The organism is Mycobacterium sp. IDUB_1, assembly GCF_055419625.1.
This window is the reverse complement of sequence record NZ_JBVAYA010000001.1, coordinates 459,600-482,004: the sequence shown is the minus strand read 5'-3', so window position 1 is coordinate 482,004 and position 22,405 is coordinate 459,600. Positions and strand designations below refer to the sequence as shown.

The following is a 22,405-nucleotide window of genomic DNA, read 5'->3' as shown; positions in this document are numbered from 1 at the left end:
ATCCAGGCTGTCGTCAGGTACGCCTCCTGGAGGACCAGACGTCGACCGCGACGGCGGCCACGATCAGCACACCCTTGATGACGTCCTGCCAGTACGCCGGGACGACGAGGATGTCGAGGCCGTTGTTCAGCGTCATGATCATGAACAGGCCCAGCGCGGTACCCCAGATGCTGCCGCGTCCACCCATGAGGCTGGCGCCGCCGATCACCACGGCTGCGATGGCGTCGAGTTCGTAGCCCTGGCCCAGGTTCGGCGGGCCGGAGATGACGCGGGAGGCGAGCATGACGCCCGAGAGTCCGGCCAGCAGACCGGAGATCGCGTAGACGCTGAACAGAACGTTCTTGGCGTTGATGCCGGCGATCTCGGCGGCGTTGCGGTTTCCGCCCACCGCGTACACCCGCATGCCGTAGGTGGTGCGCTTCATGATGATCGCCAGCGCGATGATGCCGACGATCATCAGCAGCACGGGTATCTGCAGACCGAGGATCTTGGTGTTGGCGATGGAGCCGAACTCGGCGGGCAACCCGTTGATCGGGGCCCCGCCACCGATCACGTACGCCAGACCGGAGCCCGCCGTCAGTGTGCCCAACGTGGCGATGAACGGTGGAACGTTGATGCGCGACACCAGGAATCCGTTCACGCAGCCGACGGCCAGGCCGACCAGCAGGGCCACCAGCACGGTCATCCACACCTGGCCGGGGTTGGCCTTGGCTGTCGCTGCGGCCGACATCGCCGACACCGCGATCACGCTGCCCACGGACAGATCGATGCCGCCGGTCAGGATCACCAGAGTCTGACCCAATGCGATCAGCGCGAACGGCGCCGCGGCCACCAGGATCGTGATCAGGTTGTCGGGGGTGGAGAAGCGCGCACTGCGGTAGCTGAAGTAAGCGATGACCAGCAGCACCACGATCACCATGGAGTAGCGCAGGAGCACGCCCGAAATCCACTGCCGCGAGAACAGTTTCACCGGCTCGCCGGTGATCGGCGAGGCGACGGTCGGGGCAGCTGACGGGCCGGGTGGCTGTGCGCTGCTGTCGACGTCGGTACTCATGAAGCCTCCTGCTGCGGGGTCGTCGTTGATCTGCTGTCGAGTGCGGTGGCCAGGCGGAAGACCGATTCCTGGACCTCGGGGTGGTCGAGGGCGTCGCGGTCGAGCTCTCCGACGAACGTGCCCTCGCGCATCACGAATGCGCGGTGGGAGAGCCCGACGATCTCGGGCATGTCCGACGATGCCATCAGCACCGCCATCCCACCCGCCGCGAATTCGTTGACGATGCGGTAGATCTCGCTGCGGGCACCGACGTCGACGCCGCGGGTCGGCTCGTCGAGCAGCAGCACGTTGACGTCTCCGGTAAGCCAGCGCGCCAGCACCACCTTCTGCTGGTTGCCGCCGGACAGTGTGCCGACCTCCTGACTCAGCCCGCGCGTCTTGAGCCGCACCGACGACATCACCTCGGACACCGCCTTGTTGCGTGCCCGGGTGCGCAGCCAGCCGGCCAGAGAGAACGACGAGAGCCGGGGCAGGGTGCCGTTGTCGAGCACGCTCATCGACAGCACCACCCCGGACAGCTTGCGGTCCTCGGGCACCATCGCCATGCCCGCGGTGATCGCCGCGGCCGGCTGATTGCGCTTGACGGTCTTGCCGCGCACCGTGATCTGGCCCCCGCTGCTGGACCGCGCCCCGAAGATCGCCTCGAGCAGCTCGGTACGTCCTGCGCCGACGAGGCCCGCGAGACCGACGATCTCGCCGGCGTGGACGGTGAACGACACCGGTCCCGAGGCGCCCTCGACCTGGAGGTCACGCACCTCGAGCACGGGATCGGTGCCCGGTGTGGGGCGGTCTGGGAACAGCGCGTCGAGCTCACGGCCGATCATCGCGGTGACGATGTCGTCGTCGCTGACGTCGTCGATCTTCTTGTCGAGGATGAGCCCGCCGTCGCGCAGCACGACGACCCGGTCGGCGATCGCGCGGATCTCGGCCATCTTGTGGGTGGTGTACACCATCGCCACGCCGTGCTCGCGCAGCCGGCGCACCACCTTGTAGAGGCCCTCGACCTCGCGTTCGGAGATCGCCGACGTCGGTTCGTCGAGCATCACGATCTGCGCGCCGGTGCTGGCGGCCTTGACGATCTCGACGATCTGCCGCAGCCCGACCGGCAGGCTGCCCATCCGCGCGGACGGGTCGATCGCGACGCCGAAGACGGCCAGCGAATCGCGCGCCTGGTCGATCATCGCGCGCCGGTTCAGGAACGGACCGACGGTGAGTTCCCGTCCGACGAACAGGTTCTCGTAGACCGACATGTTCTCGATCGAGGCCAGTTCCTGCGGCACGATCGCCACGCCGTGGCGCACCGCGTCCTTGGTGTTGCCCGGTGTCAACGTCGCATCACCGACAGTGACCGTGCCCTGATCGGCGCTGTACTGGCCGCTGATGATCTTCATCAGCGTGGACTTGCCCGCACCGTTCTCGCCGGCCAGTGCGGTGACCGTGCCCGGCTGCAGGTCCAGAGTGATGCCTTCGAGCACCGGCACACCGCCGAAGCTCTTGCGAATGTCGCTGCAGCGCAACAGCGCTCCGCTGGTCATCGGGGCTCCACGATCGACTTCAGGCTGGCCGGGTCCGAATCGCTGTCGAGCGCTTCACCGACGTGCTCGAGGTCGTAGCGGCCGGTCACCATCGCGTCGAGATCGACAGCGCCACTGGACACCAGGTGGATCGCCGCGGGCCAGGTGTCGGTGTAGCGGAAGATCCCGGTGAGGTTGATCTCGTTGTTGGCGATGTGGGCGACGGGCAGCGCGTACTCGTCGGCGCCCATGCCCACCAGGACGACATGCCCGGCCGGGCCGACGGCCTTGATCCCGCTGACCACCGCCGCGGGCACGCCGGTCGCGTCGACGAACGCGTCCACGGGATCGATGCTCGCGACGTCGACGGCGGTGGGATCGAGCACCTCGGTCGCGCCGAACTGGAGCGCCTTGTCCCGGCGGGAGGCCACGAGGTCGGTAACGACGATGCGGGCGGCCCCGAATGCGCGGGCCGTCTGCGCGCAGATGACGCCGATGGGCCCGGCGCCGGCGATCAGGATCGAGGTGCCCGGGGCCACGTGCGCCTTGCGCATGGTGGCGATGGCGACCGACAGCGGTTCGAGCAGTGCGGCCGCGTCGTCAGACATCGAATCGGGCACCGGGTGGGCCATGTCGTCGTCGGTGAGGACGTAGCGGCAGAAGGCGCCGTCGATCGGCGGGGTCGCATAGAACTCGATGTGCGCGCACAGGTTGTAGCGGCCTGCGCGGCACTGGGTGCACCGGCGGCACGGATGTTGCGGTTCCACCGCCACGCGCTGGCCGACCCGCTGCGGGTCGACGCCGGCGCCCACCGCGGCGATACGCCCCGAGAGCTCGTGGCCGAGGATCATCGGCTGCTCGACGATGAAGTCGCCGATACGGCCGTGCCGGTAGTAGTGCACGTCCGAGCCGCACACGCCCACGGCGGCGACCTCGACGAGAACCTGGTGATCGCCTGGGGCCGGGACGGGTCTGTCCTCGATCCGCAGGGCGCCGACGCCGGTCATGACGCTGGCCCGCATGGTGGCCGGGGTTGGTGCGGCGGTATCGGAACTGGCCACGGTCACATCGCACTCCTCGCGCTCATCTGTTACAAGAGCCGCTCATTTGATCCTTGTGATGTGGATCATTCTCTGGGCTATGCTCACATGTCAAGCAGGTGTGCTCATATGAGCGGAGTTGGTGATCGGCGAGAGGGGAGGCGAGATGGGACCGGACGAGCTGTTCCAGCGCGCCGTCATCGCCCGCCGCTACTACCTCGAGGGACGCACCCGGGTCGAGATCGCCGAGGAATTCGGCCTGTCCCGCTTCAAAGTCGCCCGCATGCTCGAAGAGGCACTCGAATCCGGCATGGTCGAGATCACGATCCACGATCCGGGCTCCATCGACGTCGGCCTGTCCAGCGCTCTGCAGAAGCGGTACTCGCTGCGGCACGCCTATGCCGTTGTCGCACAGTCCAAGAACACCGCCGACCGGGTCGAAGCCGTCGCCAAGGCGATGGCCGATCTGCTGCATTCCGTCCTGCGCAAGGGCGACGTGATCGGCATCGACTGTGGCCGCACGATGACCCGCATCGCGCCCTACCTGCACGACCTCCCGCGCTGCGACGTCGTCCAGCTGACCGGACTGGCCGGCGGCCTCACCTCCAACGGCGCCGACCTGACCCGGCGCATCACCGAGGTCACCGGCGGCAAATCCTGGCCGCTGTACGCCCCCTACGTCGTCGGCGACGCCCGCACGGCCCGCAGCTTGGCGAGCACACCGCCGATCAAGGACGCCTTCGCCAACCATTCCCGGGTCACCTGCGCGCTCGTGTCCGTCGGCGGCTGGACCGCCGAGGCCTCACAGGTGTACACGTCGGTGCCCGAAGAGGAGGCCGCGGCGCTCTACGAGGCGGGCGTGCGAGCCGAGACCTGCGGCCTGCTGCTCGACGCGGACGGTCTGCGCGTCGCCGGTCTCGACGAGCGGCGCATGGGCATCACCGAGCAGGGCCTGCGCGCGATCCCCACCGTCATCGCGATCTGCGCCGGAGCGGAGAAGATCGTCGCCACCCGCGCCGTCCTGCGGTCCGGCCTGATCTCCGCACTGGTGACCGACACCGAGATCGCGGCCGCAGTCCTCGACTGAGGCCGCATCCACCCAGCGAAAGGACTCCACCATGACCGAGCCGGTAGTCGATCTGAGCTTCCCGCTGACCGGTAAGACCGCAATGGTGACCGGAGGAGCGTCCGGCATCGGCGCCGCCATCGCCGCCGCATTCGCGACCAAGGGCGCCCGGGTCGCCGTCGTCGACCTGGACGGCGACGCTGCACAGCGGAGGGCGACCGAAATCGGTTCCGAGAACCGCGGATTCGCCGCTGACGTCGCCGACCCGACGTCGGTCACCGCGGCCGTCGACGAGGTCGTCGCCGCATTCGGCCGGATCGACATCCTCGTCAACAGTGCGGGCATCGTGATGCTCGCCCCCGCCGAGGACCTGCCCCTCGACGCGTGGGCCAAGACCATCGCGGTCAACCTCACCGGCACCTTCCTGGTCAGCCAGGCCGTCGGGCAGCACATGCTCGCCGCGGGCGGGGGCGCGATCGTCAACATGGCCTCCCAGGCGGCGACCGTGGCCCTCGACCAGCACGTCGCGTACTGCGCGTCGAAGTTCGGCGTCGTGGGCGTGTCGAAAGTGCTGGCTTCGGAGTGGGGACCGCGCGGGGTGCGGGTGAACACGATCTCGCCGACCGTGGTGCTCACCGAGCTCGGGCGCAAAGCCTGGGACGGCCCGCGCGGCGACGAGTTGAAGAAGCAGATCCCCACCGGCCGCTTCGCGTATCCTAACGAAATCGCTGCTGCCGCAGTCTTTCTCGCATCCGATGCCGCTGCGATGATCACCGGTGCCGACCTGCTGATCGACGGCGGCTACACGATCCGTTAGCCGGTCTTCTCGAACGCCCGATTGCGGCGCTCGGCGTCTGCGCTACCGCTGAACAGCCCCGAATCCGCCTGTGGCGCATCGCGATACATGTCGTCGCGGGTATTGTCGCGCACCGCGTCGGTCTGGTGCTCGATACGCCGAACAGGAAGTGCGCCGGGATTGGTGCGCTGCAGCCACGCCACCATGCCCTCGCGGACATCGCAGCGCAGGTCGAACAGCTGCCCGGCGTCGGGCGCGCTGACCAGCATTCGAACCCGTACCACGCCGTCGACCGCGTCGGTCACCTGCAGCACCCCCACGCGGCCGTCCCACTTGTCGTTGGCACGCAACAGCCGATCCAGCTCGGCGCGCATCGCGTCGAACGGCACAGTGAAATCGACATCCAATTCCGCCGTTCCCAGCAGCTGGGTTGCGTTGCGGGTCCAGTTCTGGAACGGAGTGGTCGTGAAGTACGTGCAGGGCAGAACCAATCGCCGCTCATCCCACAGGTGGACGACGACGTAGGTCAGCGTGATCTCCTCGATGCGTCCCCACTCCTCTTCGAGCACCACGACGTCGCCGACGCGGATGGCGTCGGAGAAGGCGATCTGGATACCGGCGAACACCGAACCGAGTGACGTCTGGGCGGCCAGCCCGGCGACCACGGTCAACACGCCCGCCGAAGCGAACACTGTCTTCCCGACATCGGAGAACGACGGGAACGTCATCAGCGTCGCCGCGACGCCCAGAACGACGACGACCGCGACCGCGAGCCTGCGTAGCGTCATCACCTGGGTGCGGATCTTGCGTCGGTGCCGGTCGGCGTCTGTCAGCCCGGTGTCACCCCCGGCGAACCGGCCGATGACCTGACGCTCGGCCACCATCAGCAGGCTGGCCACCAGCCAGGTCAACGTGCCGATCACAGCGATCACCAGCGCGTGGTCCAGCCAGCCGCGCCAGGCAGTCTGCCCGTCCGAGGCGTGCCGCACGGCGACGGATGCCGCGATCACCACTAGGGTCGCGCGTAAGGGTCGGCGGGTCAGATCGGCGACATCGCGCAGGACACGGCTGCGCCGGCCCAGTCGTTGGAGCAGCCAGGAGAGGGCCAGGCCCACCACGTACGCGAGCGCGATGGCACCGGCCACCCATGCTGCGGCGGTGGCCAGATGAGTTGCAGGGGCGATGGCGTTGTCCACAGGGAAAACAGCTCCTCGGGATCGGGGGTCTGCGCCAGAGGGGACGTCGTCGTCGCATGACGGCAGTGTCGGCGCGTCAGGAGCGTTCCCTGCGATGTCCCGGTGCAAAACCGCATCGCAGGATCTGCGACGCGATTGCGACTCACCTCACACGCTTGGCCACCTGTCGCTTGATCTTGTCCGGCAGCGCGTCGGCCACCGCGAGCTCGGGCAACAGCTCCGGCTCGGACATCAACGCGCGGAACACAACCCCCACGGTGACGCCATGGTCGGGCCGCGAGACGATCTCGATCGCGTCGCCCGCGCGCACGGTTCCGGGGGAGATGACGCGGAGGTAGGCGCCGGGCAGCGCGGCGGCGGTGAACGTCTTCATCCAGCCGCGAATCCCCAGCCAGGTGGTGAACGTCCGGCACGGGGTGCGCGGGCTCGTGACCTCGAGCACCAGGCCGTCCGAGCCGACCGCCCACCGCTCACCCACCAGCGCACCGGTCACGTCGACGCCGGTCGTGGTCAGGTTCTCGCCGAACACCCCGTTGGTCAGTTCCCGGTCGAGCTCAGCGGCCCATCGGTCGAGATCCTCCCGCGCGTAGGCGTACACCGCCTGATCGTCGCCGCCGTGATAGCGGCGGTTGCAGATCGAGTCGCCGACGACGCCGCTGCCCAGGCCGTCCTTGCGCGGCCCTGGAGCCCTCACCTCGAGGGGTTCGGCACTGGGCCGCTTGTCGATCCCGGTGCGCAACTCGCCCAGATCGATGGGCGAGGACGCCGTGTTCACCGTCAACACCGAAGCCATCACAGGTCCGCCAAGTCGTCGGGCACGTCGACGGCATAGGACGCCAGCACGTCCAGCGGTACGACGTCGAGGGTGCGTTCATGTGTCGAGGCCAGCACGACGGGGCAGGCCTGCCCGTCCTGATGTGCTCGCAGCCAGTTGCGCGCCGTCACGCACCAGCGGTCGCCGGGCACGAGGCCGGGGAACCGGTAGGCGGGCATCGGCGTGCTCAGGTCGTTACCGATCGAGCGCTGATGGGCGAGGAACTCCGCGGTCACCACCGCGCAGATGGTGTGCACGCCGAGGTCCTCGTCGCCGGTGCTGCAGCAACCGTCGCGATAGAACCCGGTCAGGGGTTCGGTGCTGCACGGGTCCAGCTGCTCGCCGAGCACGTTCAGTTCTGCCACCGGTTCAGCCTAGGTGTCAGATGCTGAGCCTGCGGTAGCGCTGCAGCCGGCGGATGGCCGGTGCCGCCGCGGTTCCGTCGCTGGGCGCCAGCGCCGCCGACGCGGCCGCGCGCACGCTGTCGATGTCGAGGTGCATGCCGATCGCGACCAGAGAGTTGGCCGGCGAGTTCGCCGGGGCGGGCGCGACGTGCACGGACGCGCCGACGACATTGACCACGTAGTGGCGCACCGCGCCACGGAACCGGACCGCCACCGTGCCCTTCATCCGGTACACCCCGGCGGGCGGTTCCTCGAGCAGGTCGAGCACCGCGCCGGGGTCCACGCACCCGTCGCTGAGCACGGTCACCGAATCCGCGTGCGTGTGCTCGTGCGGACGGTCGTCGGCAGCTGTCAGCAGCTCCCGGAACGTCAGCTGCCCCATCTGCTCGTCGGCGGCCACGTCGAACAGCAGGGCCGGGTCGATCCGTCCAGCCGTGGCGCCGACGACCTGCGCGTGCGGGTTGGTCTCGCGTACCCGGTCGGTGACGCGGCGCAGCACCGCGTCGCGCTCCTGCGGCTCGACCTGGTCCAGCTTGTTGACCACCACCAACGTCGCGGCGCCGTAGCGTGCCGGTGGGCTGGCGTCCCGGTCGACGGTGTCGAAGTGCGTCACCGCATCCAGCACGTCGACCACGCCACCTGAGCGGATCCCGTCCACGCCGCTGAACCGGATGATGCGGGAGATCGCCACCGGGTCGGCCAACCCGCTGGCCTCGACGATGATGGCGTCCAGCCGCAGACGAGGGTCGGCGAGCCGGGCCAGCGCCACGTCGAGACCGCCGTCGTCGGGTAGGCAGCAGATGCATCCGCCGGCGATCGAGGCGGGCTCGTCGACCTGACCGGTGACCAGCCCGGCGTCGACGTTGAGCTCGCCGAAGTCGTTGATCACCACGCCGATTCGCGCGTCGGGGCTGCGCAGCACGTGGTTGAGCAACGTCGTCTTCCCGGCGCCGAGATAACCGGTCAGGGCGATGACAGGTATCGGTTGCACAGCTGGGCAGGTTACCGCCGCGCGAAGAAATGACGGCTCCCAGCATTCGCCGGTAGCATCAGCCTCTCCGCGCCAGGAGCGCGGATCGTGGGGGTGGGACGGGTGCGCGGCGACATGGACGGTGGCACGGCAGAAGAGCTGTCGCTCCCCGATGCCGCCTCTGACCTGCAGGTACTCCGGTGTCTCCTGCGCGTGGCCGAGGCCGTTGCTCGGGCCGACGCATTCGACGAGGCCCTCGAGGTGATCGCCGAGCAGGCGCTCGGCGCGCTTCGGGCGTCGTCGCTGTCGATCAGCCGCTGGGAGGCCGACCTCGCATCGCTGCGCACCCTGATCAACGTCGGCGACCTCGGCCCCGACGAGACGCGCTGGCCCGCCGACGAGTACTACCCGATGGGTGGCGACCCCCACGTCGCGGAGTTGCTGCTGCACGGCCGCCCCTACCTCAACGCCCTGGACGAGCCCGACTGCCCCCCGCACTGCACCGCCTGGCTGAACAAGATCGGCAAGGAGAGTGAAATCGCCGTACCGATCATGAGCGGCGACTCGATGTGGGGTGAGATCTGGGCCTCCGGTGTCGACGGCCGGCGATTCGACCTCGGTGACGCGCAGCTGCTCTCGGCCATCGCGGCGTACATCACGGTGGCGATCAACCGATCCGAGACGCTGAACATGGTGTGGGGATATGCCCTCCAGGACCCGCTCACCGGCATCGCCAACCGCCGCGCCATCGACCAGCGTTTCGCCGAATTGGATTGGGAGACATCGACTCCCGTGGCCATCCTGTGTGACCTGGACGGGTTCAAGCGCATCAACGACCGCGACGGTCACCCTGCGGGAGATGCACTGCTGCGCGACGTCGCCGCCGTGCTGGGTGGTCTTGCCGACACCGTCGAGGGCGCGATCGCCGCGCGGCTGGGTGGCGACGAGTTCTGCATCCTGCTTCCCGATGCGTCGCTGGCCTCGGCGCAGGTGTTCGCCACCGATGCCACCCGCGCCCTGCACGACGTCGTCGATCGCGAGGTCAGCCTGTGCTGGGGTGCCGCGACGACAGGTCCCGATGTTCGCAGTGCCGCGGAGTTGCTGGCCGCCGCCGACGCCGCACTGCTGCACGCCAAACGGCAGGGACCCGCGCGCTACAGCACGGGCGCACCGGCGTCAGTGGATGCACGAGACCTCGCCGGGTGGGACCGCCGCACGGGGCCGCGCCGCGCCGTGGACCGGTTGGCCTCCGATCTGGTGCGCATGCTCGACGAGCAGCCGGAGATGACGCTCGCCCAGGCGCTGGAGGCGGTGGCCGTCGCCCTCGCGCAGGCTCTGGACGCGGCGGCCTGGGCGATCTCGGAGACCACCGGGGGAGGGACGGCGCTCCGGCTGGTGAGCAACGTCGCCAGCGTACGCAAGCAAGAGGCCGGGCTGACGGTGCTCGTGGACTTCGGACCGCCGAACTACGCCCTCGCCGACTACCCCACCTCGGCGCGTGCGATCGCCGACGGCTCGACCTTCCTGGCCGCGGTGGGGATGGAGTCCGCCGATCCCGACGAGGTCGCCCTCCTGGAAGCGCTCGGATATCAGGCGGTGCTGGGCATCGGTGTGCCCGCGGGCGAGAACAGCTATCTGATGGAGATCTACTCCCATGACGGATACGCCGATCTCGCCGAGATCGCGCCGCTGGCAAGGATTCTTGCGGCCTACTGCGTGACCCGGATCGGTCAGCGGAAACCGGCCGATCCACCGTCGGCCATGAGCGTCTGACCGGTGACGAACGCGGCGTCGTCGCTGAGCAGGAAGCACACGACGGGCCCGATGTCGGTCGCCACGTCACCGAGCCGGCCCAGCGGGACAGCACGCACCGTGCGTTCGTAGGTCTTCGGGTCCAACTCCCGCCACGCTCGGATGCTCTCGGTTTCGGCGTACGGGCACACCACGTTGACCCGAATGCGGTGACGGCCCCACTCCAGTGCCGCGACCTTCGACATGCCCCGGATCGCTTCCTTTGCCGCACCGTAGGCGCCGAACCGGGACAGACCCTGGGTCCCCGATCCCGAGCCGAGGTTGACGATGCTGCCTCCGCCGTTGCCGACGAACACCGGGTACACGGCCTGCATCAGCAGGAACGTGGCGCGCGGCCCGACGTCGAACACGAGGTCGTAATCCTGCTCGGTGATCTCGTGAAAAGCCTTGGGCTCGTTGGTCGCAATCGCGTTGTTGACCAGACCGTGCACCGTGCCGAAGGCTTCGACCGCGGCCGCCACGATGCGTCCGGCGGCGTCCGGCTCGCGCAGATCCTCCACCAACGAGACGACGGAACCACCGGACAGTTCTTCGGTCGTCGCGTGCAGCATCTCCTCGTCGCGGTCGACCAGAAGCACCGACGCACCGCGCGCGGTGAGCGCGGTCGCGATGCCCTTGCCGACACCGCGGGCCGCGCCGGTCACGATGACGGAGCGCCCGGCCAGGTCCGTCACGATGCGGCCCCCTTCACGATCACGCCGTCCTTGACGATCACGCGCAGGTTCTTCGCCGGATCGCCCAACAGGGAGAGATCGGCGGTCGGATCGCCGTCGACCAGCAGCACGTCGGCCCATGCGCCGGCGGTGATCTCACCCAGGCGGGCCGACCGATAGGGGTCCCGGTCGCCGGCCATCCGCAGCAGCGCGGCGTTGCCCGAGGTGACGAGCTTGAGCGCAGCGACGGCGCTCATGTAGTCGCCGAGCCGCACCATCATCGCGCTCTGCAGATCGGCGTGCTCCGGCTCGAACAGCAGGTCGGTGCCCCACGCCAGACGCACCCCGTGGGTGGCGGCCCAGCCGAACAGCCGGTCGGTGCCCGCGCAGATCTCCCGGTTCTTCTGCGCGCTGGCCGGATTGGCGAACGTGTGGTCGTGCTCGGCGAACGGCTGGGTGGACAACCACACCCCGCGTTCGGCGAGCATCGCGATGGTCGGTTCGTCGGCGAGGTGGCCGTGCTCGATGGACTTCACCCCGGCGTCGACGGCGCGACGGATCCCAGTGACGTTGTAGACGTGCGTGGCGACGTAGGTGCCGTAGTCCTCGGCGGCCTGCACGGCGGCTCTCAACTCGGCGGGGGTGAACTGCACGGTGTAGAGCGGGTCGTACAGCGACGCCGCACCGCCGCCGACCATGAGCTTGATCTGGCTGGCGCCGAGCTTCAGCTGCTCGCGCACCGCGGCCAGCACGCGATCGGGCCCGTCGGCGACCCGCATGAAACCGATCTGTTCGGCGCGGGACTCGCTGCCGCCCAGCGCGGTCGGGCGTTCGTAGACGAAGCCGAAGTCGCCGTGCCCCCCGGTCTGCGACAGCGCGGCCTGGCTGGGGTAGATCCGCGGACCGAGCGCGGGTCGTGCGTCGATCACCGTCTTGAGGCCTGCGGTGTCGCCGGCCATGTCGCGCACCGTGGTGAAACCGCGCAGCAGGGTGTCGGTGGCGCCGGCCAGCGCAGTCGCGGCGAGCAGTGTCTGAGAACCCATGGCGAGGTTCAACAGCGAGTTCGCCATCCCGACCAGATGAACGTGCGCATCGATCATGCCGGGCATCAATGTCCGTCCGGCTCCGTCGATCACACTTGTGCCGTCGGCCTCGGCGATGGGCGATGTCTCGACGGCGGAGATCATCTGACCCTCGATCAGCACGTGCCCGTCCGTCACCCGGTCGGACAGCCCGTCGAAGATGCGCACGTTCTTGATCAGCAGCGGCATGGCGCTCACGCTAGCCGCTGAGCAGACACCGAAAAGCCGGACCCGCGTTGCGGGTCCGGCTGCGTTCGGTGGTCAGTTGTCGGTCAGGAGTCAGGAGACGGGGATGGAGGCGCACCCCACGCCGGGGATGCAGCCCGAGACGCCGCCGGGTCCGGCAGTACCGCCGACACCGCCCGGGTTTGTCGAGCCACTGGCACCACCCGGACCGGCCACACCGGACGGCCCGCCGGGGATCGCGCCACTGGCGCCCTCGGGACCGGCCGCACCAGCCACACCACCGGGATTGGTGGCGCCGCTGACACCACCGGGACCGGCTGCGCCGCCCGGGCCGCCGGGGATGGCGCCGCTCGCACCACCCGGACCCGCTGTCCCGATCGACGCGCAGGGCGTGCCGTCCGGGTTGAAGCACGGCGGGGGAGCCGGCTGAGCGAAAGTCAGGGGCGCAGTTGCGATTGCAGTCGCCGCCGCGCCCGCGAAGATCAAGGAACCGAGATTCAGAGTCTTGTGTCGCATGACTAATTAGTTCCCCAGTCGGTATCGAATCGAAACCACGGGTTGATGGCATTCTGGCGGGATGGGTCTGATCTTCCGGTTGGTCGAGCTGCTGGTGGTGCTCGTGCCGCTGGTCGGCGTGGCCTACGCCACCTATCGCGGGATAGCCGCCGCGCGGCGCCAACGCGACCCCGAACTCCCCGCGGCGCCGCCGGCAGTGCGGCCCGCCACGGCGGCTCAGCGTCGCACCGTGCTGCGGACGATCGAGCAGCATGATCGCACCGACACCCGCTGGCTGGAGTACGAATTGGACGCCGCGAAGGTGCTGGACTTCCCGCTGATGACCGATCTGCGCGATCCGCTGACCGAACGCTTCCACCGCGCGAAGCTGCGTGCGGATTTCCTGCGGCCCGCTGACATCGCTGATCTGCTCGAGGACCGGGACGCCCTACGGGCCTATGTCGAGGCGGTCGGTGAGTACGCGACCGCGTTCGACGTCGCGGAAGCCGAAGCGCGGCGGCGCAAACGGGCCGCGTTCACCGCGGAGGAACAGGAGCGTCTGGCGCGCGCGCAACGGCTACTGCGGGTCGCCGCCGACACCGCCGCGACCCCGCAGGAACGTGAGCGGGCCTACCGCCTGGCGCAGCGCGAACTCGACGGACTGTTGGTGCTGCCCGAGCGCGCACGACATGCGCTGGAACGCGGAATCAGCGGCGAACTCGGGGATTAGCCGATCGCGGCGTCGGCGACGTCGAGCGCCCGGTCCAGGATGTCGACGCCTTCGCGGGCCAGCTCTTCAGTGATGATGCACGGCGGCACCACGTGGATACGGTTGTAGTTGGCAAACGGCAGCATGCCGAGCTTCTTACATTCGGCGATCACGGAATTCATTGCCGCGCTGGAACTTCCGTACGGAGCCAACGGTTCGCGGGTGGTCTGGTCGGAGACCAGCTCGACGGCCCAGAACACGCCGGTGCCGCGCACTTCACCGACACTGCGGTGCCGCGCCGCGACGTCGCGCAGCGCCGGTCCGAGCACCTCGGTGCCGATGCGGGCGGCGTTCTCGACGATGCCTTCCTCGGCCATCGCGGTGATGGTCGCCACTGCGGCGGCGGTCGCGAGCGGATGCCCGGAGTAGGTGAGCCCGCCGGGGTAGGCGCGGTGGGCGAACGTCTCGGCGATGTGGGGGCTGATCGCGACCCCGCCGAGCGGCACGTAGCCGGAGTTCACTCCCTTGGCGAACGTCAGCAGATCGGGCACGACGTCGGCATGGTCGATGGCGAACCACTTGCCGCTGCGACCGAAGCCCGACATCACCTCGTCGGCGATGTAGACGATGCCGTACTCGTCGCACAAGGCGCGGACACCGGCGAGGTAACCGGGCGGGGGCACCATGATGCCTGCAGTGCCCGGGATGGATTCGAGGATGATCGCCGCGATCGTCGACGGGCCTTCCATCCGGATGATGTCGCGCAGATGCGCGAGCGCGCGCTCGGTCTCCTCCTCCTCGGTGACGGCGTGGAATTGCGAGCGGTAGAGGAAGGGCCCGAAGAAGTGCACGATCCCGGCGTTGCCGTGGTCGTTGGGCCAGCGGCGGGGGTCGCCGGTCAGGTTGATCGCGGTCTCGGTGCCGCCGTGGTAGGAGCGGTAGCGGGCGAGCACCTTGTAGCGGCCGGTGTGCAGGCGGGCCATGCGCACGGCGTGCTCGACGGCGTCGGCGCCGCCGTTGGTGAAGAAGATCTTGTTCAGCTCGCCCGGTGTGCGTTCGGCGACCAGGCGGGCGGCTTCGGAGCGTGCGGCGTTGGCGTGCTGGGGCGCGACCGTACACAGCTTGGCTGCCTGCTCGGCGATCGCCGCGACGACCTTGGGGTGCTGGTGGCCGATGTTGGTGTTGACCAACATGGAGGAGAAGTCGAGCAGCCGGTTGCCGTCGCCGTCCCAGACGTGGCAGCCCTCCGACGCGGTGATCGTCATCGGCGCGATCTCCGCCTGTGCCGACCACGAGTGGAACACGTGGGCACGGTCGAGTTCGTACGCGCGGGCGGCTTCGGCGCGGGCCTCGTCGGCGGTCAGGCCGTTTGGCAGGGTCGCGGTGTCGTCGGTCAGGGTCGGGTTCGCCACAGGTAAACCGTAGTCCTTTTGCGTGATCAGCTGCCACGCCGTTTAGGCGACTCTTTTTGTCGGTGATCGTACGTATGTTCGATTCATGTCGGAGGTGCGGGAGGCGGTGGCGGTGCTGCGGGCCGCGGTCAATGGCGTGCTCGCCTGCGATCTGGACCTCTCGACGGCCGGCGAGTTGAAGGAGCTGCTCGACGAGCTGGAATCCGCCGGGTGCCGGTTGCCGGCCGCCCGCAATCGCGGCCTGGCGCGGCTGCAGGCCGAGACCACCCCGCAGCAGATGGGCGCCAAGAACTGGAAAGACGTCCTCGCGATCCGCTACCGGATCAGCGGTCCGGAGGCGAATCGCCGGTTGACTGAGGCCGCGCTGCTGGCGCCGTGTCAGTCACTGACCGGAGAGCCGTTGCCGCCAGTGTTGCCCGCGACCGCGGTCGCCCAGGAGCAGGGGCTGATCAACGGCGAGCATGTGGAGATCATCCGTAAAGCCGTCGACAAACTCCCCGTCTTCTGCGACACCACGACCCGGGAACAGTTCGAAGTCGAACTGGTCCGCACCGCCGTCGGGGCCGGCCCGAAAGAAACCCGCGACGCCGCAGACCTGACCCTGTTCCTGCTCGATCAAGACGGGCCTGAACCTGATGACACCGAACGCACCCGAAAACGGGGTCTGAAGAAATCTCGGCAGGGCCGCGACGGGATGACGCAGTGGTGGGCGGATCTGACCCCGGAAGCCGCGGCGGTGTGGGAGGCGATCTTCGCCAAATACGCCGCCCCCGGCATGTGCAACCCCGACGATGACGAGCCCTGTATTTCCGGGACACCGACGCAGGCGCAGATCGACAACGATCACCGCAGCCTCGCCCAACGCCAACACGACGCCCTGCTCGCCGTCGGACGCATCGCCCTGATGAGCGGCGAACTCGGTCAGCTCAACGGGTTACCGGTCACGGTGATCGTCCGCACGACGCTGCAGGACCTCGAGTCCTGCGCCGGGATCGGGGTCACCGGCGGTGGCACCCGCCTCCCGATCAAGGACGTGATCCGGATGGGGGCGCACGCGTCCCACTACCTGGCGATCTTTGACCGCGCCACCGGCGCGGCGCTCGACTTGTTCCGCACCCGCCGCACCGCATCACCAGCCCAGCGGATCATGCTGATCGGCCGCGAGGGTGGCTGCACGAAACCCGGCTGCCCGGTCGGGGCTTACGGCTGCCAGGTCCACCACGTCACACAGGATTGGGCCGAGGGCGGGCTGACCAACATCGACGACCTCGGCCTGGCCTGCCCGCCCGACAACCGCGCCGTCGCACCCGGCGGCTGGACCACGTCGATGAACGCCCGCCATGAAGTCGAATGGACCCCACCACCGGACCTAGACACCGGACAAACCCGGGTCAACACCCACCACACACCCGAACGCCTCCTGCGCCCACCCGAGGACGACGAGAAGAACGACGTTGAGGCGCAAGCCGATTCGACCAGGGGCGCCGCCGCGTGCCCGTCACCCTCAACCAGCGGACCGTCAGAACCCGGCGGACCCGCACCACCCGACAACGAAGCGGCGTGAAAGCCGCGAACAGGTGCACCCCTCGCCGAGGGGTCCCTTTTGGGGTGCGACTAGGCCTCCGAGGCTTTCTCGAGCTCGGCCAGCGCGTCGCCGGTGTAGACGGCCAGGCGCTGCAGGTGGGGCAGCCGATCCCGGCAGCCCACGAACCCGATGTTCAGGGTGTCGGCGTAGCTCTGCAGCGTGATGTTCAGCGCCATGCCGTGGATCGGAATGGACACCGGGTAGGTGGCTTCCAGCCGGGAGCCGTTGAACCACAACGGTTCCCGTGGTCCCGGCACGTTCGAGACGCAGAGGTTGAACGTGTAGGGCCAGGGCGCCTGCACACCGGTGAGAGCGCCGGCGATCTGCGTGCCCGCCGGCGCCAGCAGTGCCGCGCTGTAGGCGATGATCGCCGCCGGAGACATGTTCTGCAGCTGCGCCTTGGCCGCCCCGGTCGCGGCGGTGATGACGTTCAGCCGTTCCACCGGATCGGCGATGTCGGTGCCCATCGGAGCCAGGATCGCGCCGACGGCGTTGCCGCCGCCTTCGTCACCCTTGGGTCGGACGTTGACGGGAAGGAACGCGATCAGCGATCGGTCGGGCAGTTCGTCGATCTCGGAGAGGAAGCGACGCAGGCCGCCGCCGAGGATGGCCAGCGACACGTCGTTGATCGTCGCTCCGTGCTGGGAGCTGAGCTTCTTGAGACGGTCGAAGTCGTACTGCTGAGTCGCGAAGCGCCGATTGCGACTGATCCGCGCGTTGAGGATGCTGTGCGGCGCCGACGCCGACCCTGCGATCTGGGCGTACTCGCCGTCGCGGCGGATCTGGGTGTTGACCACCGCCGTCGTCAGGTCGACGGCAGCGCTGACACCACCGCTGACGGTGGCGCCGATCCCGCTGATCGTCCGCAGCGCCGCGGTGAGCGGATTGACCGACGTCCCGTTCGATCCGGTGGCCTTCGGCCCCTGCGCCCGTTCGGGCATCGGCACGTTGAAGAACATCCGGGTGTCGTTCGACTCCGGGTCGGTGGACAGGCTGCGAGCGAGCATGCGCATCGCGCTGTAGCCGTCGACCAGCGCGTGGTGGATCTTCATGTACAGCGCGAACCGGCCGCCTTCGAGACCCTCGATGACGTGCAGCTCCCACGGCGGCCTGGTCAGGTCGAGGTGGTTGCTGTGCAGCCGCGACACCAGGATGCCGAGCTCGCGTTCGTCACCGGGGCTGGCCAGTGCCGAGCGACGCACGTGGTAGTCGAAGTCGAAGTCCTTGTCCTCGACCCAGCTGTGCAGGGGGCTGTACTGCAGTCGCGGGTGGGCGAGCTTGAGGTTCCACGGCCGCATCACCTCCTGGCGGCGGGCCTCGGCGATCATCTCGCGCAGATACTCGACCGTCGCGTTGGGCGGCGGCGTGAACGGCAGCAGGCCGGCCACGTGCATCTTCGAACTGGGCGTTTCCCCGTAGATGAACAGCAGGTCCTGCAGGCCGAGCCTCTTGCTAGTCGCGCTCACCCCGTCACGGTACGCGGTGTGATCAGGTCCCACAGAATGTTCGGAACGTGGCCGAGAACTCCTGCTGGCCCGGCTCCGCGTAGCGCTCGAAACCCGGTCGTATCTGGTAGGGCGAGCGCACCGCGGCGAGCAGGTTCTCCGCCGGACCCAGGTCCCCGTCGGTGGCGGCGGCGAGCGCCTCTTCCACCAGATGGTTGCGCGGGATGTAGACCGGGTTCACCGCGTCCATGGCCACCGGATCGGGATCGAGCGCACGCCACCGGCCCAGCCATGCGTCGACGCCGGCGAGGTCGACGAACTCGCCGCGCACCGGCTCGGCCTCACCGCGGGCCGCTTCGGCCAGCCGCCGGTAGAACGATGTGTGGTCGATGCCGTTCGCCTGCAGCAGCACGAGCAGGTCCTGGCTCAGCGCATCGGCCTGTTCCGCCGGGGCGCCGGCAAGGCCGAGCTTCGCGCGCATGCCCTCGTCCCAGCGGCTCTGGTAACGATCGCGGAACCGGCCCAGAGAATCCTCGGCCTGGCTGATGGCGCGGTCGGTGTCCTCGTCGAACAGCGGGAGCAGCGCCTCGGCGAAGCGCGCCAGGTTCCACAGCGCGATGCCTGGCTGGTTGCCGTAGGCGTAGCGGCCGCCGTGGTCGATCGAGCTGAACACTGTTTCCGGATCGAAGGCCTCCATGAACGCGCAGGGGCCGTAGTCGATGGTCTCGCCCGAGATCGTCATGTTGTCGGTGTTCATCACGCCGTGGATGAAGCCCACCAACATCCACTGTGCGATCAGATCGGCCTGCACGTCCATGACCGCCTCGAGCAGCGCCCGGTACGGCTGGGCGGCTTGCGCGCAGGCGGGGTGGTGCCGTGCGATCGCGTAGTCGGCGAGGCGGCGCAGCACACCCACACCGTGGCTTTGGCGGGCGACCAGCGACGCGTACTGGAAGCTGCCGACGCGCAGATGGCTGGCCGCCACCCGAGCCAGGACGGCGCCGGGCAGCTCGGTCTCCCGGTAGACGGACCGGCCGGTGGCGACCACCGACAGCGAGCGGGTGGTCGGGATGCCGAGGGCGTGCATCGCCTCGCTGATCACGTATTCGCGCAGCATCGGCCCGACCGCGGCCAGGCCGTCGCCGCCGCGCGCGAACGGGGTGCGGCCCGACCCTTTCAGGTGCAGATCGCGAACCCGTCCGTCGGCGTCGAGGAGTTCGCCGAGCAGGAGGGCGCGCCCGTCACCGAGCCGGGGGACGAAGCCCCCGAACTGGTGGCCGGCGTAGGCCTGGGCCACCGGGGTGGCGTCGTCAGGAACGGCGGTGCCGGCGAGCAGACGCACCCCGTCGGGGCTGCGCAACCACGCCGGATCCAGGCCCAGCTCGGCGGCCAGCGCCTCGTTGAGGACCAGCAGTGTCGGGTTGGGCGCATCCTCGGCCTGCCATCGCACGGCGAGTTCGGGAAGGTCCCGGACGAACGTGTCTCCCAGCGCGATGCTCATCCTTCCGAGCCTACGGAGACGGGTGGATCAGGGCGATGGCTCGATCAGTGCGATGGCGTCGACGTCGTCCTTCACGGGAATCCGGCGGTTGCTCTCTTCGATCACCAGTGCGCCGGCGGGATCGTCGTAGCCGTCGCTGTGCGGCAGGATCAGCGCGCGCTGCCCCGGGGTCAATTCGGTGGTCTGCAGCGCAGACGTCGGTGGGGCGACCTGGGCGATGTGGTCCCCGGTCAGCTGCCAGACCACGGGTGGCGCGGCCTGCGATTGACCGCAGCGCCAGGTGGTCAGGCTGAGCTTCGGCGGCCCCTGCTGCGGCCACCACAGCTTGGTGATGCGGAATCCGGCCGCGGGGTCGGCCGCAGCGACGTCGAACGTCTGCTGGTTGCCGTCCGCGTCGGACTGCACGACGGCCGCGGTGCCGCAGGCTTGCCCGGCGGCGTCATCGGTGGCGCGGTAGAGGGCGTAGGCCAGCGAGCCGCCGTCGGGGGAGAGCCGGGCAACAGAGACCGGGCTGTTGGCGTCGACCTGCCCCAGCGAGGCCGGCGCGCCGGGACCCCGCACGGCGTACAGGGTGTCCGGCCCGCCGAACGGCGACGGCGGCGCTTCGACGCGGGCCAGCACGGTGGTGCCGCCGCGCGCCACGATCAGACGCGCGTCGCCGACGCCGGGGGTGGGCGGGAGTTCGACGGACTGCATCAGTCGCGGTGCCGCGTCGGGGGCGGACAGGTCGAGACCCATCAGCCGGTTCGGCTGTTCCCACCAGACGATCGTGCTCCCTTCCGACGTGCCGAGCGTCGGCCCCACCGAGATCTGGCGGATACCGCCGCGCCGGTTCTTCACGTCGATTGCGGCGAGGTGGTTGTCGACGGTGCGGGTGAAGACGAAGCGGCCGTCCTCGGTGGTGATCAGGTCGTTGCTGGGCGGAAAGGCTCCTGGCACGGTCGCGACCTTGGTCGTGCCGTCGATGATGCCGATCTCGTCGGCGGCGCGGTAGGCCAGCATCGGGCCGGTGGGCGGGGCCGGCGTTGTCGTCGGGTCGAAGGGCGAGGTGACTTTCGGTGCAGACGAGCCCGTGCTACTCGAAGACGTCGAACCGGGCGGTGACTGAAGACCGCTGCAGGCTGCGACCAGGACGGCCAGCAGCGCGAACAGCGCGGCGGTCAGGGCATGTCTGACGGAACTGTGAAGCGAATTTCTCATAGGGGATCGCCCTCCATGGTGGCCGAAGATCGGACGGCCGGACGGAGCGGGTGGCCGCGGGGTGGGTCCGCGGCGCGCCCCGGACCGTCACGCTCGGTATGGTGATTCCTCGCCGGCGACGGGGGAATCGTGGGCTGACGAGCACCGTCGGCCGGGCCGCCGACTGTCGAAACCTCAGATGTGGAGCAACGCTGTGAGCCTGAACACCATCGCTTTGGAGCTGGTGCCGCCGAACGTCGATCGCGGACGCGAGCAGGCTCTCTCCGACGCCGAGAAGGTGCTGCGCTGCTCGGCCGAGGCGGGCATCGGCGGTCGGGTTCGGCACGTGATGATCCCGGGCATGATCGAGGAGGACGACGACCGTCCCCTGGAGATGAAGCCCAAACTCGACGTGCTCGAGTTCTGGTCGATGATCAAGCCCGAACTGCCGGAGGTGCGCGGGTTGTGCACCCAGGTCACCGCGTTCATGGACGAGCCGACGCTGCGTGGCCGGTTGACCGAGCTGAGCGAGAGCGGGTTCGACGGCATCGCCTTCGTCGGTGTGCCACGCACCTTGAGCGACGGCGAAGGTTCCGGGGTGGCGCCCACGGATGCGTTGACGATGTTCGACGAGGTCGTCGACAACCGCGGCGTCATCCTGATCCCGACCCGCGAAGGCGAGCAGGGCCGGTTCTCGTTCAAATGCGGCCGCGGCGCCACCTACGGCATGACGCAGCTGCTGTACTCCGACACGATCGTCGACTTCCTCACCGAGTTCGCCGCCACCAACGAGTACCGGCCCGAGATCCTGCTGTCCTTCGGCTTCGTGCCTGCGGTGGAGAACAAGGTCGGCTTGATCAACTGGCTGATCCAGGACCCGGGCAACGCCGCGGTCGCCGCCGAGCAGGACTTCGTCAAGCAGCTGGCCGGCGCCGAGCCGGTGGAGCGGCGCAAGCTGATGGTGGACCTGTACAAGCGCGTGATCGACGGTGTGGGCGAGCTGGGCTTCCCGCTCAGCGTGCACTTCGAGGCCACCTACGGCATCAACACCCCGGCGTTCGAGACGTTCGCCGAGATGCTGGCCTTCTGGGCTCCAGACACCCCATGATCTCCGATCCTCCGGTCGGCACGCTGGGCGCGACGTCGATCGACTGTCCGAACCCGGGCGAGCTGGCGGACTTCTACGCGGCGCTGCTCGGTATGCGGCGACTGGTGGAGACTCCTGACGGCGGCGTCGTGGCGATCACCGACGGTGCCGCGATCCTCGCGCTGATGCGCGTCGACGACTACCGCGCGCCGACGTGGCCGAATCCCGATGTCCCGGCGCAGATTCACCTGGACGTGTCGGTCGCCGATGTCGACGCGGCGGTGGCGGCCGCCGAGCGGCTCGGCGCACGCCAGGCCGATGTGCAGCCGCAGCCGACGCTGTGGCGGGTGATGCTGGATCCGGTGGGTCATCCGTTCTGCCTGACCACGGTGTCCGCCGGCTGAG

General features: G+C 69.0%; 21 protein-coding genes. 7 read left to right on the top strand and 14 right to left on the bottom strand.

Annotation, left to right across the window (positions count from 1 at the left end):
• Window positions 1-13 precede the first annotated feature (13 nt).
• The 3 genes from ACZYYX_RS02400 to ACZYYX_RS02390 are packed head-to-tail and all read right to left on the bottom strand — an operon-like array spanning window position 14 to window position 3,590.
• The gene (locus ACZYYX_RS02400) at window positions 14-1,054 is read right to left on the bottom strand and encodes an ABC transporter permease (protein WP_463812797.1); all 1,041 of its coding nucleotides are present in this window, start codon (window positions 1,052-1,054) and stop codon (window positions 14-16) included.
• A complete protein-coding gene (locus ACZYYX_RS02395; protein WP_463812796.1) occupies window positions 1,051-2,589 on the bottom strand; it encodes a sugar ABC transporter ATP-binding protein in 1,539 nt (512 codons plus the stop codon). The genes ACZYYX_RS02400 and ACZYYX_RS02395 overlap by 4 nt, the downstream gene beginning before the upstream one ends.
• A complete protein-coding gene (locus ACZYYX_RS02390; protein ID WP_463814772.1) occupies window positions 2,586-3,590 on the bottom strand; it encodes an NAD(P)-dependent alcohol dehydrogenase in 1,005 nt (334 codons plus the stop codon). The genes ACZYYX_RS02395 and ACZYYX_RS02390 overlap by 4 nt, the downstream gene beginning before the upstream one ends.
• Window positions 3,591-3,774: 184 nt before the next feature.
• On the opposite strand from ACZYYX_RS02390, the gene ACZYYX_RS02385 reads away from it, so the two are divergent.
• Together ACZYYX_RS02385 and ACZYYX_RS02380 are read left to right on the top strand one after the other, a co-directional pair.
• Window positions 3,775-4,695, top strand: coding sequence for a sugar-binding transcriptional regulator (locus tag ACZYYX_RS02385; protein ID WP_463812795.1), 921 nt, complete (start codon window positions 3,775-3,777; stop codon window positions 4,693-4,695).
• A gap of 31 nt (window positions 4,696-4,726) precedes the next feature.
• Window positions 4,727-5,491: a GolD/DthD family dehydrogenase gene (locus tag ACZYYX_RS02380; RefSeq protein ID WP_463812794.1), complete on the top strand. Its 765-nt coding sequence runs from the start codon at window positions 4,727-4,729 to the stop codon at window positions 5,489-5,491.
• Here ACZYYX_RS02380 and ACZYYX_RS02375 read toward each other — a convergent pair.
• The 4 genes from ACZYYX_RS02375 to ACZYYX_RS02360 all read right to left on the bottom strand — a co-directional run bounded on the left by ACZYYX_RS02375 (window position 5,488) and on the right by ACZYYX_RS02360 (window position 8,875).
• Window positions 5,488-6,666, bottom strand: coding sequence for a mechanosensitive ion channel family protein (locus ACZYYX_RS02375; protein WP_463812793.1), 1,179 nt, complete (start codon window positions 6,664-6,666; stop codon window positions 5,488-5,490). The genes ACZYYX_RS02380 and ACZYYX_RS02375 overlap by 4 nt on opposite strands.
• A gap of 142 nt (window positions 6,667-6,808) precedes the next feature.
• A complete protein-coding gene (locus ACZYYX_RS02370) occupies window positions 6,809-7,459 on the bottom strand; it encodes an MOSC domain-containing protein (protein ID WP_463812792.1) in 651 nt (216 codons plus the stop codon).
• Window positions 7,459-7,845, bottom strand: coding sequence for a DUF2237 family protein (locus ACZYYX_RS02365; RefSeq protein WP_463812791.1), 387 nt, complete (start codon window positions 7,843-7,845; stop codon window positions 7,459-7,461). The genes ACZYYX_RS02370 and ACZYYX_RS02365 overlap by 1 nt, the downstream gene beginning before the upstream one ends.
• A gap of 16 nt (window positions 7,846-7,861) precedes the next feature.
• The gene (locus ACZYYX_RS02360) at window positions 7,862-8,875 is read right to left on the bottom strand and encodes a CobW family GTP-binding protein (protein ID WP_463812790.1); all 1,014 of its coding nucleotides are present in this window, start codon (window positions 8,873-8,875) and stop codon (window positions 7,862-7,864) included.
• Between the two features lie 87 nt (window positions 8,876-8,962).
• Here ACZYYX_RS02360 and ACZYYX_RS02355 point away from each other — a divergent pair, with 87 nt between their 5' ends.
• Window positions 8,963-10,627: a diguanylate cyclase domain-containing protein gene (locus ACZYYX_RS02355; RefSeq protein ID WP_463812789.1), complete on the top strand. Its 1,665-nt coding sequence runs from the start codon at window positions 8,963-8,965 to the stop codon at window positions 10,625-10,627.
• On the opposite strand, the gene ACZYYX_RS02350 is transcribed toward ACZYYX_RS02355, so the two are convergent.
• The 3 genes from ACZYYX_RS02350 to ACZYYX_RS02340 form a co-directional block, all read right to left on the bottom strand.
• Window positions 10,585-11,340, bottom strand: a complete 756-nt coding sequence (locus tag ACZYYX_RS02350) for an SDR family NAD(P)-dependent oxidoreductase (protein ID WP_463812788.1) — start codon at window positions 11,338-11,340, stop codon at window positions 10,585-10,587. The two genes, ACZYYX_RS02355 and ACZYYX_RS02350, sit on opposite strands and share 43 nt — an antisense overlap.
• Window positions 11,337-12,590 (bottom strand): metal-dependent hydrolase family protein, encoded by a 1,254-nt coding sequence (locus ACZYYX_RS02345; protein ID WP_463812787.1) that lies wholly within the window; start codon window positions 12,588-12,590, stop codon window positions 11,337-11,339. Before ACZYYX_RS02345 ends, ACZYYX_RS02350 begins: the two co-directional genes overlap by 4 nt.
• A 90-nt stretch (window positions 12,591-12,680) precedes the next feature.
• Window positions 12,681-13,103, bottom strand: a complete 423-nt coding sequence (locus ACZYYX_RS02340; protein ID WP_463812786.1) for a hypothetical protein — start codon at window positions 13,101-13,103, stop codon at window positions 12,681-12,683.
• 61 nt (window positions 13,104-13,164) lie between these two features.
• Between ACZYYX_RS02340 and ACZYYX_RS02335 the strand changes: the two genes are divergently transcribed.
• Window positions 13,165-13,812, top strand: coding sequence for a hypothetical protein (locus ACZYYX_RS02335; protein ID WP_463812785.1), 648 nt, complete (start codon window positions 13,165-13,167; stop codon window positions 13,810-13,812).
• Here ACZYYX_RS02335 and ACZYYX_RS02330 read toward each other — a convergent pair.
• On the bottom strand, window positions 13,809-15,203 hold the full coding sequence (locus ACZYYX_RS02330; RefSeq protein ID WP_463812784.1) for an aminotransferase class III-fold pyridoxal phosphate-dependent enzyme: 1,395 nt from the start codon (window positions 15,201-15,203) through the stop codon (window positions 13,809-13,811). The two genes, ACZYYX_RS02335 and ACZYYX_RS02330, sit on opposite strands and share 4 nt — an antisense overlap.
• Before the next feature lie 85 nt (window positions 15,204-15,288).
• On the opposite strand from ACZYYX_RS02330, the gene ACZYYX_RS02325 reads away from it, so the two are divergent.
• On the top strand, window positions 15,289-16,767 hold the full coding sequence (locus ACZYYX_RS02325; RefSeq protein WP_463812783.1) for an HNH endonuclease signature motif containing protein: 1,479 nt from the start codon (window positions 15,289-15,291) through the stop codon (window positions 16,765-16,767).
• A 50-nt stretch (window positions 16,768-16,817) separates the two neighbouring features.
• On the opposite strand, the gene ACZYYX_RS02320 is transcribed toward ACZYYX_RS02325, so the two are convergent.
• From ACZYYX_RS02320 to ACZYYX_RS02310, 3 genes are read right to left on the bottom strand one after another with little or no spacing between them, the layout of a single operon-like run.
• Entirely contained in the window at window positions 16,818-18,254 is a 1,437-nt protein-coding gene (locus ACZYYX_RS02320) for a WS/DGAT/MGAT family O-acyltransferase (RefSeq protein ID WP_463812782.1), read from the bottom strand.
• Between the two features lie 22 nt (window positions 18,255-18,276).
• Window positions 18,277-19,734, bottom strand: coding sequence for a protein adenylyltransferase SelO (locus ACZYYX_RS02315; protein WP_463812781.1), 1,458 nt, complete (start codon window positions 19,732-19,734; stop codon window positions 18,277-18,279).
• Between the two features lie 27 nt (window positions 19,735-19,761).
• Window positions 19,762-20,934, bottom strand: a complete 1,173-nt coding sequence (locus tag ACZYYX_RS02310) for a hypothetical protein (RefSeq protein ID WP_463812780.1) — start codon at window positions 20,932-20,934, stop codon at window positions 19,762-19,764.
• A 193-nt stretch (window positions 20,935-21,127) separates the two neighbouring features.
• Between ACZYYX_RS02310 and ACZYYX_RS02305 the strand changes: the two genes are divergently transcribed.
• On the top strand, window positions 21,128-22,021 hold the full coding sequence (locus ACZYYX_RS02305; protein ID WP_463812779.1) for a mycobacterial-type methylenetetrahydrofolate reductase: 894 nt from the start codon (window positions 21,128-21,130) through the stop codon (window positions 22,019-22,021).
• Window positions 22,018-22,404 (top strand): VOC family protein, encoded by a 387-nt coding sequence (locus ACZYYX_RS02300; RefSeq protein WP_463812778.1) that lies wholly within the window; start codon window positions 22,018-22,020, stop codon window positions 22,402-22,404. The genes ACZYYX_RS02305 and ACZYYX_RS02300 overlap by 4 nt, the downstream gene beginning before the upstream one ends.
• Window position 22,405 lies beyond the last annotated feature (1 nt).

Bases quoted from the DNA above. Each gene is read 5' to 3' on its own strand.
- ACZYYX_RS02400 (WP_463812797.1), bottom strand. From the start codon at position 1,054: ATGAGTACCGACGTCGACAGCAGCGCACAGCCACCCGGCCCGTCAGCT.
- ACZYYX_RS02345 (WP_463812787.1), bottom strand. From the start codon at position 12,590: ATGCCGCTGCTGATCAAGAACGTGCGCATCTTCGACGGGCTGTCCGAC.
- ACZYYX_RS02390 (WP_463814772.1), bottom strand. From the start codon at position 3,590: ATGCGGGCCAGCGTCATGACCGGCGTCGGCGCCCTGCGGATCGAGGAC.
- ACZYYX_RS02370 (WP_463812792.1), bottom strand. From the start codon at position 7,459: ATGGCTTCGGTGTTGACGGTGAACACGGCGTCCTCGCCCATCGATCTG.
- ACZYYX_RS02380 (WP_463812794.1), top strand. From the start codon at position 4,727: ATGACCGAGCCGGTAGTCGATCTGAGCTTCCCGCTGACCGGTAAGACC.
- ACZYYX_RS02385 (WP_463812795.1), top strand. From the start codon at position 3,775: ATGGGACCGGACGAGCTGTTCCAGCGCGCCGTCATCGCCCGCCGCTAC.
- ACZYYX_RS02335 (WP_463812785.1), top strand. From the start codon at position 13,165: ATGGGTCTGATCTTCCGGTTGGTCGAGCTGCTGGTGGTGCTCGTGCCG.
- ACZYYX_RS02340 (WP_463812786.1), bottom strand. From the start codon at position 13,103: ATGCGACACAAGACTCTGAATCTCGGTTCCTTGATCTTCGCGGGCGCG.
- ACZYYX_RS02325 (WP_463812783.1), top strand. From the start codon at position 15,289: ATGTCGGAGGTGCGGGAGGCGGTGGCGGTGCTGCGGGCCGCGGTCAAT.
- ACZYYX_RS02300 (WP_463812778.1), top strand. From the start codon at position 22,018: ATGATCTCCGATCCTCCGGTCGGCACGCTGGGCGCGACGTCGATCGAC.
- ACZYYX_RS02315 (WP_463812781.1), bottom strand. From the start codon at position 19,734: ATGAGCATCGCGCTGGGAGACACGTTCGTCCGGGACCTTCCCGAACTC.
- ACZYYX_RS02310 (WP_463812780.1), bottom strand. From the start codon at position 20,934: ATGAGAAATTCGCTTCACAGTTCCGTCAGACATGCCCTGACCGCCGCG.
- ACZYYX_RS02395 (WP_463812796.1), bottom strand. From the start codon at position 2,589: ATGACCAGCGGAGCGCTGTTGCGCTGCAGCGACATTCGCAAGAGCTTC.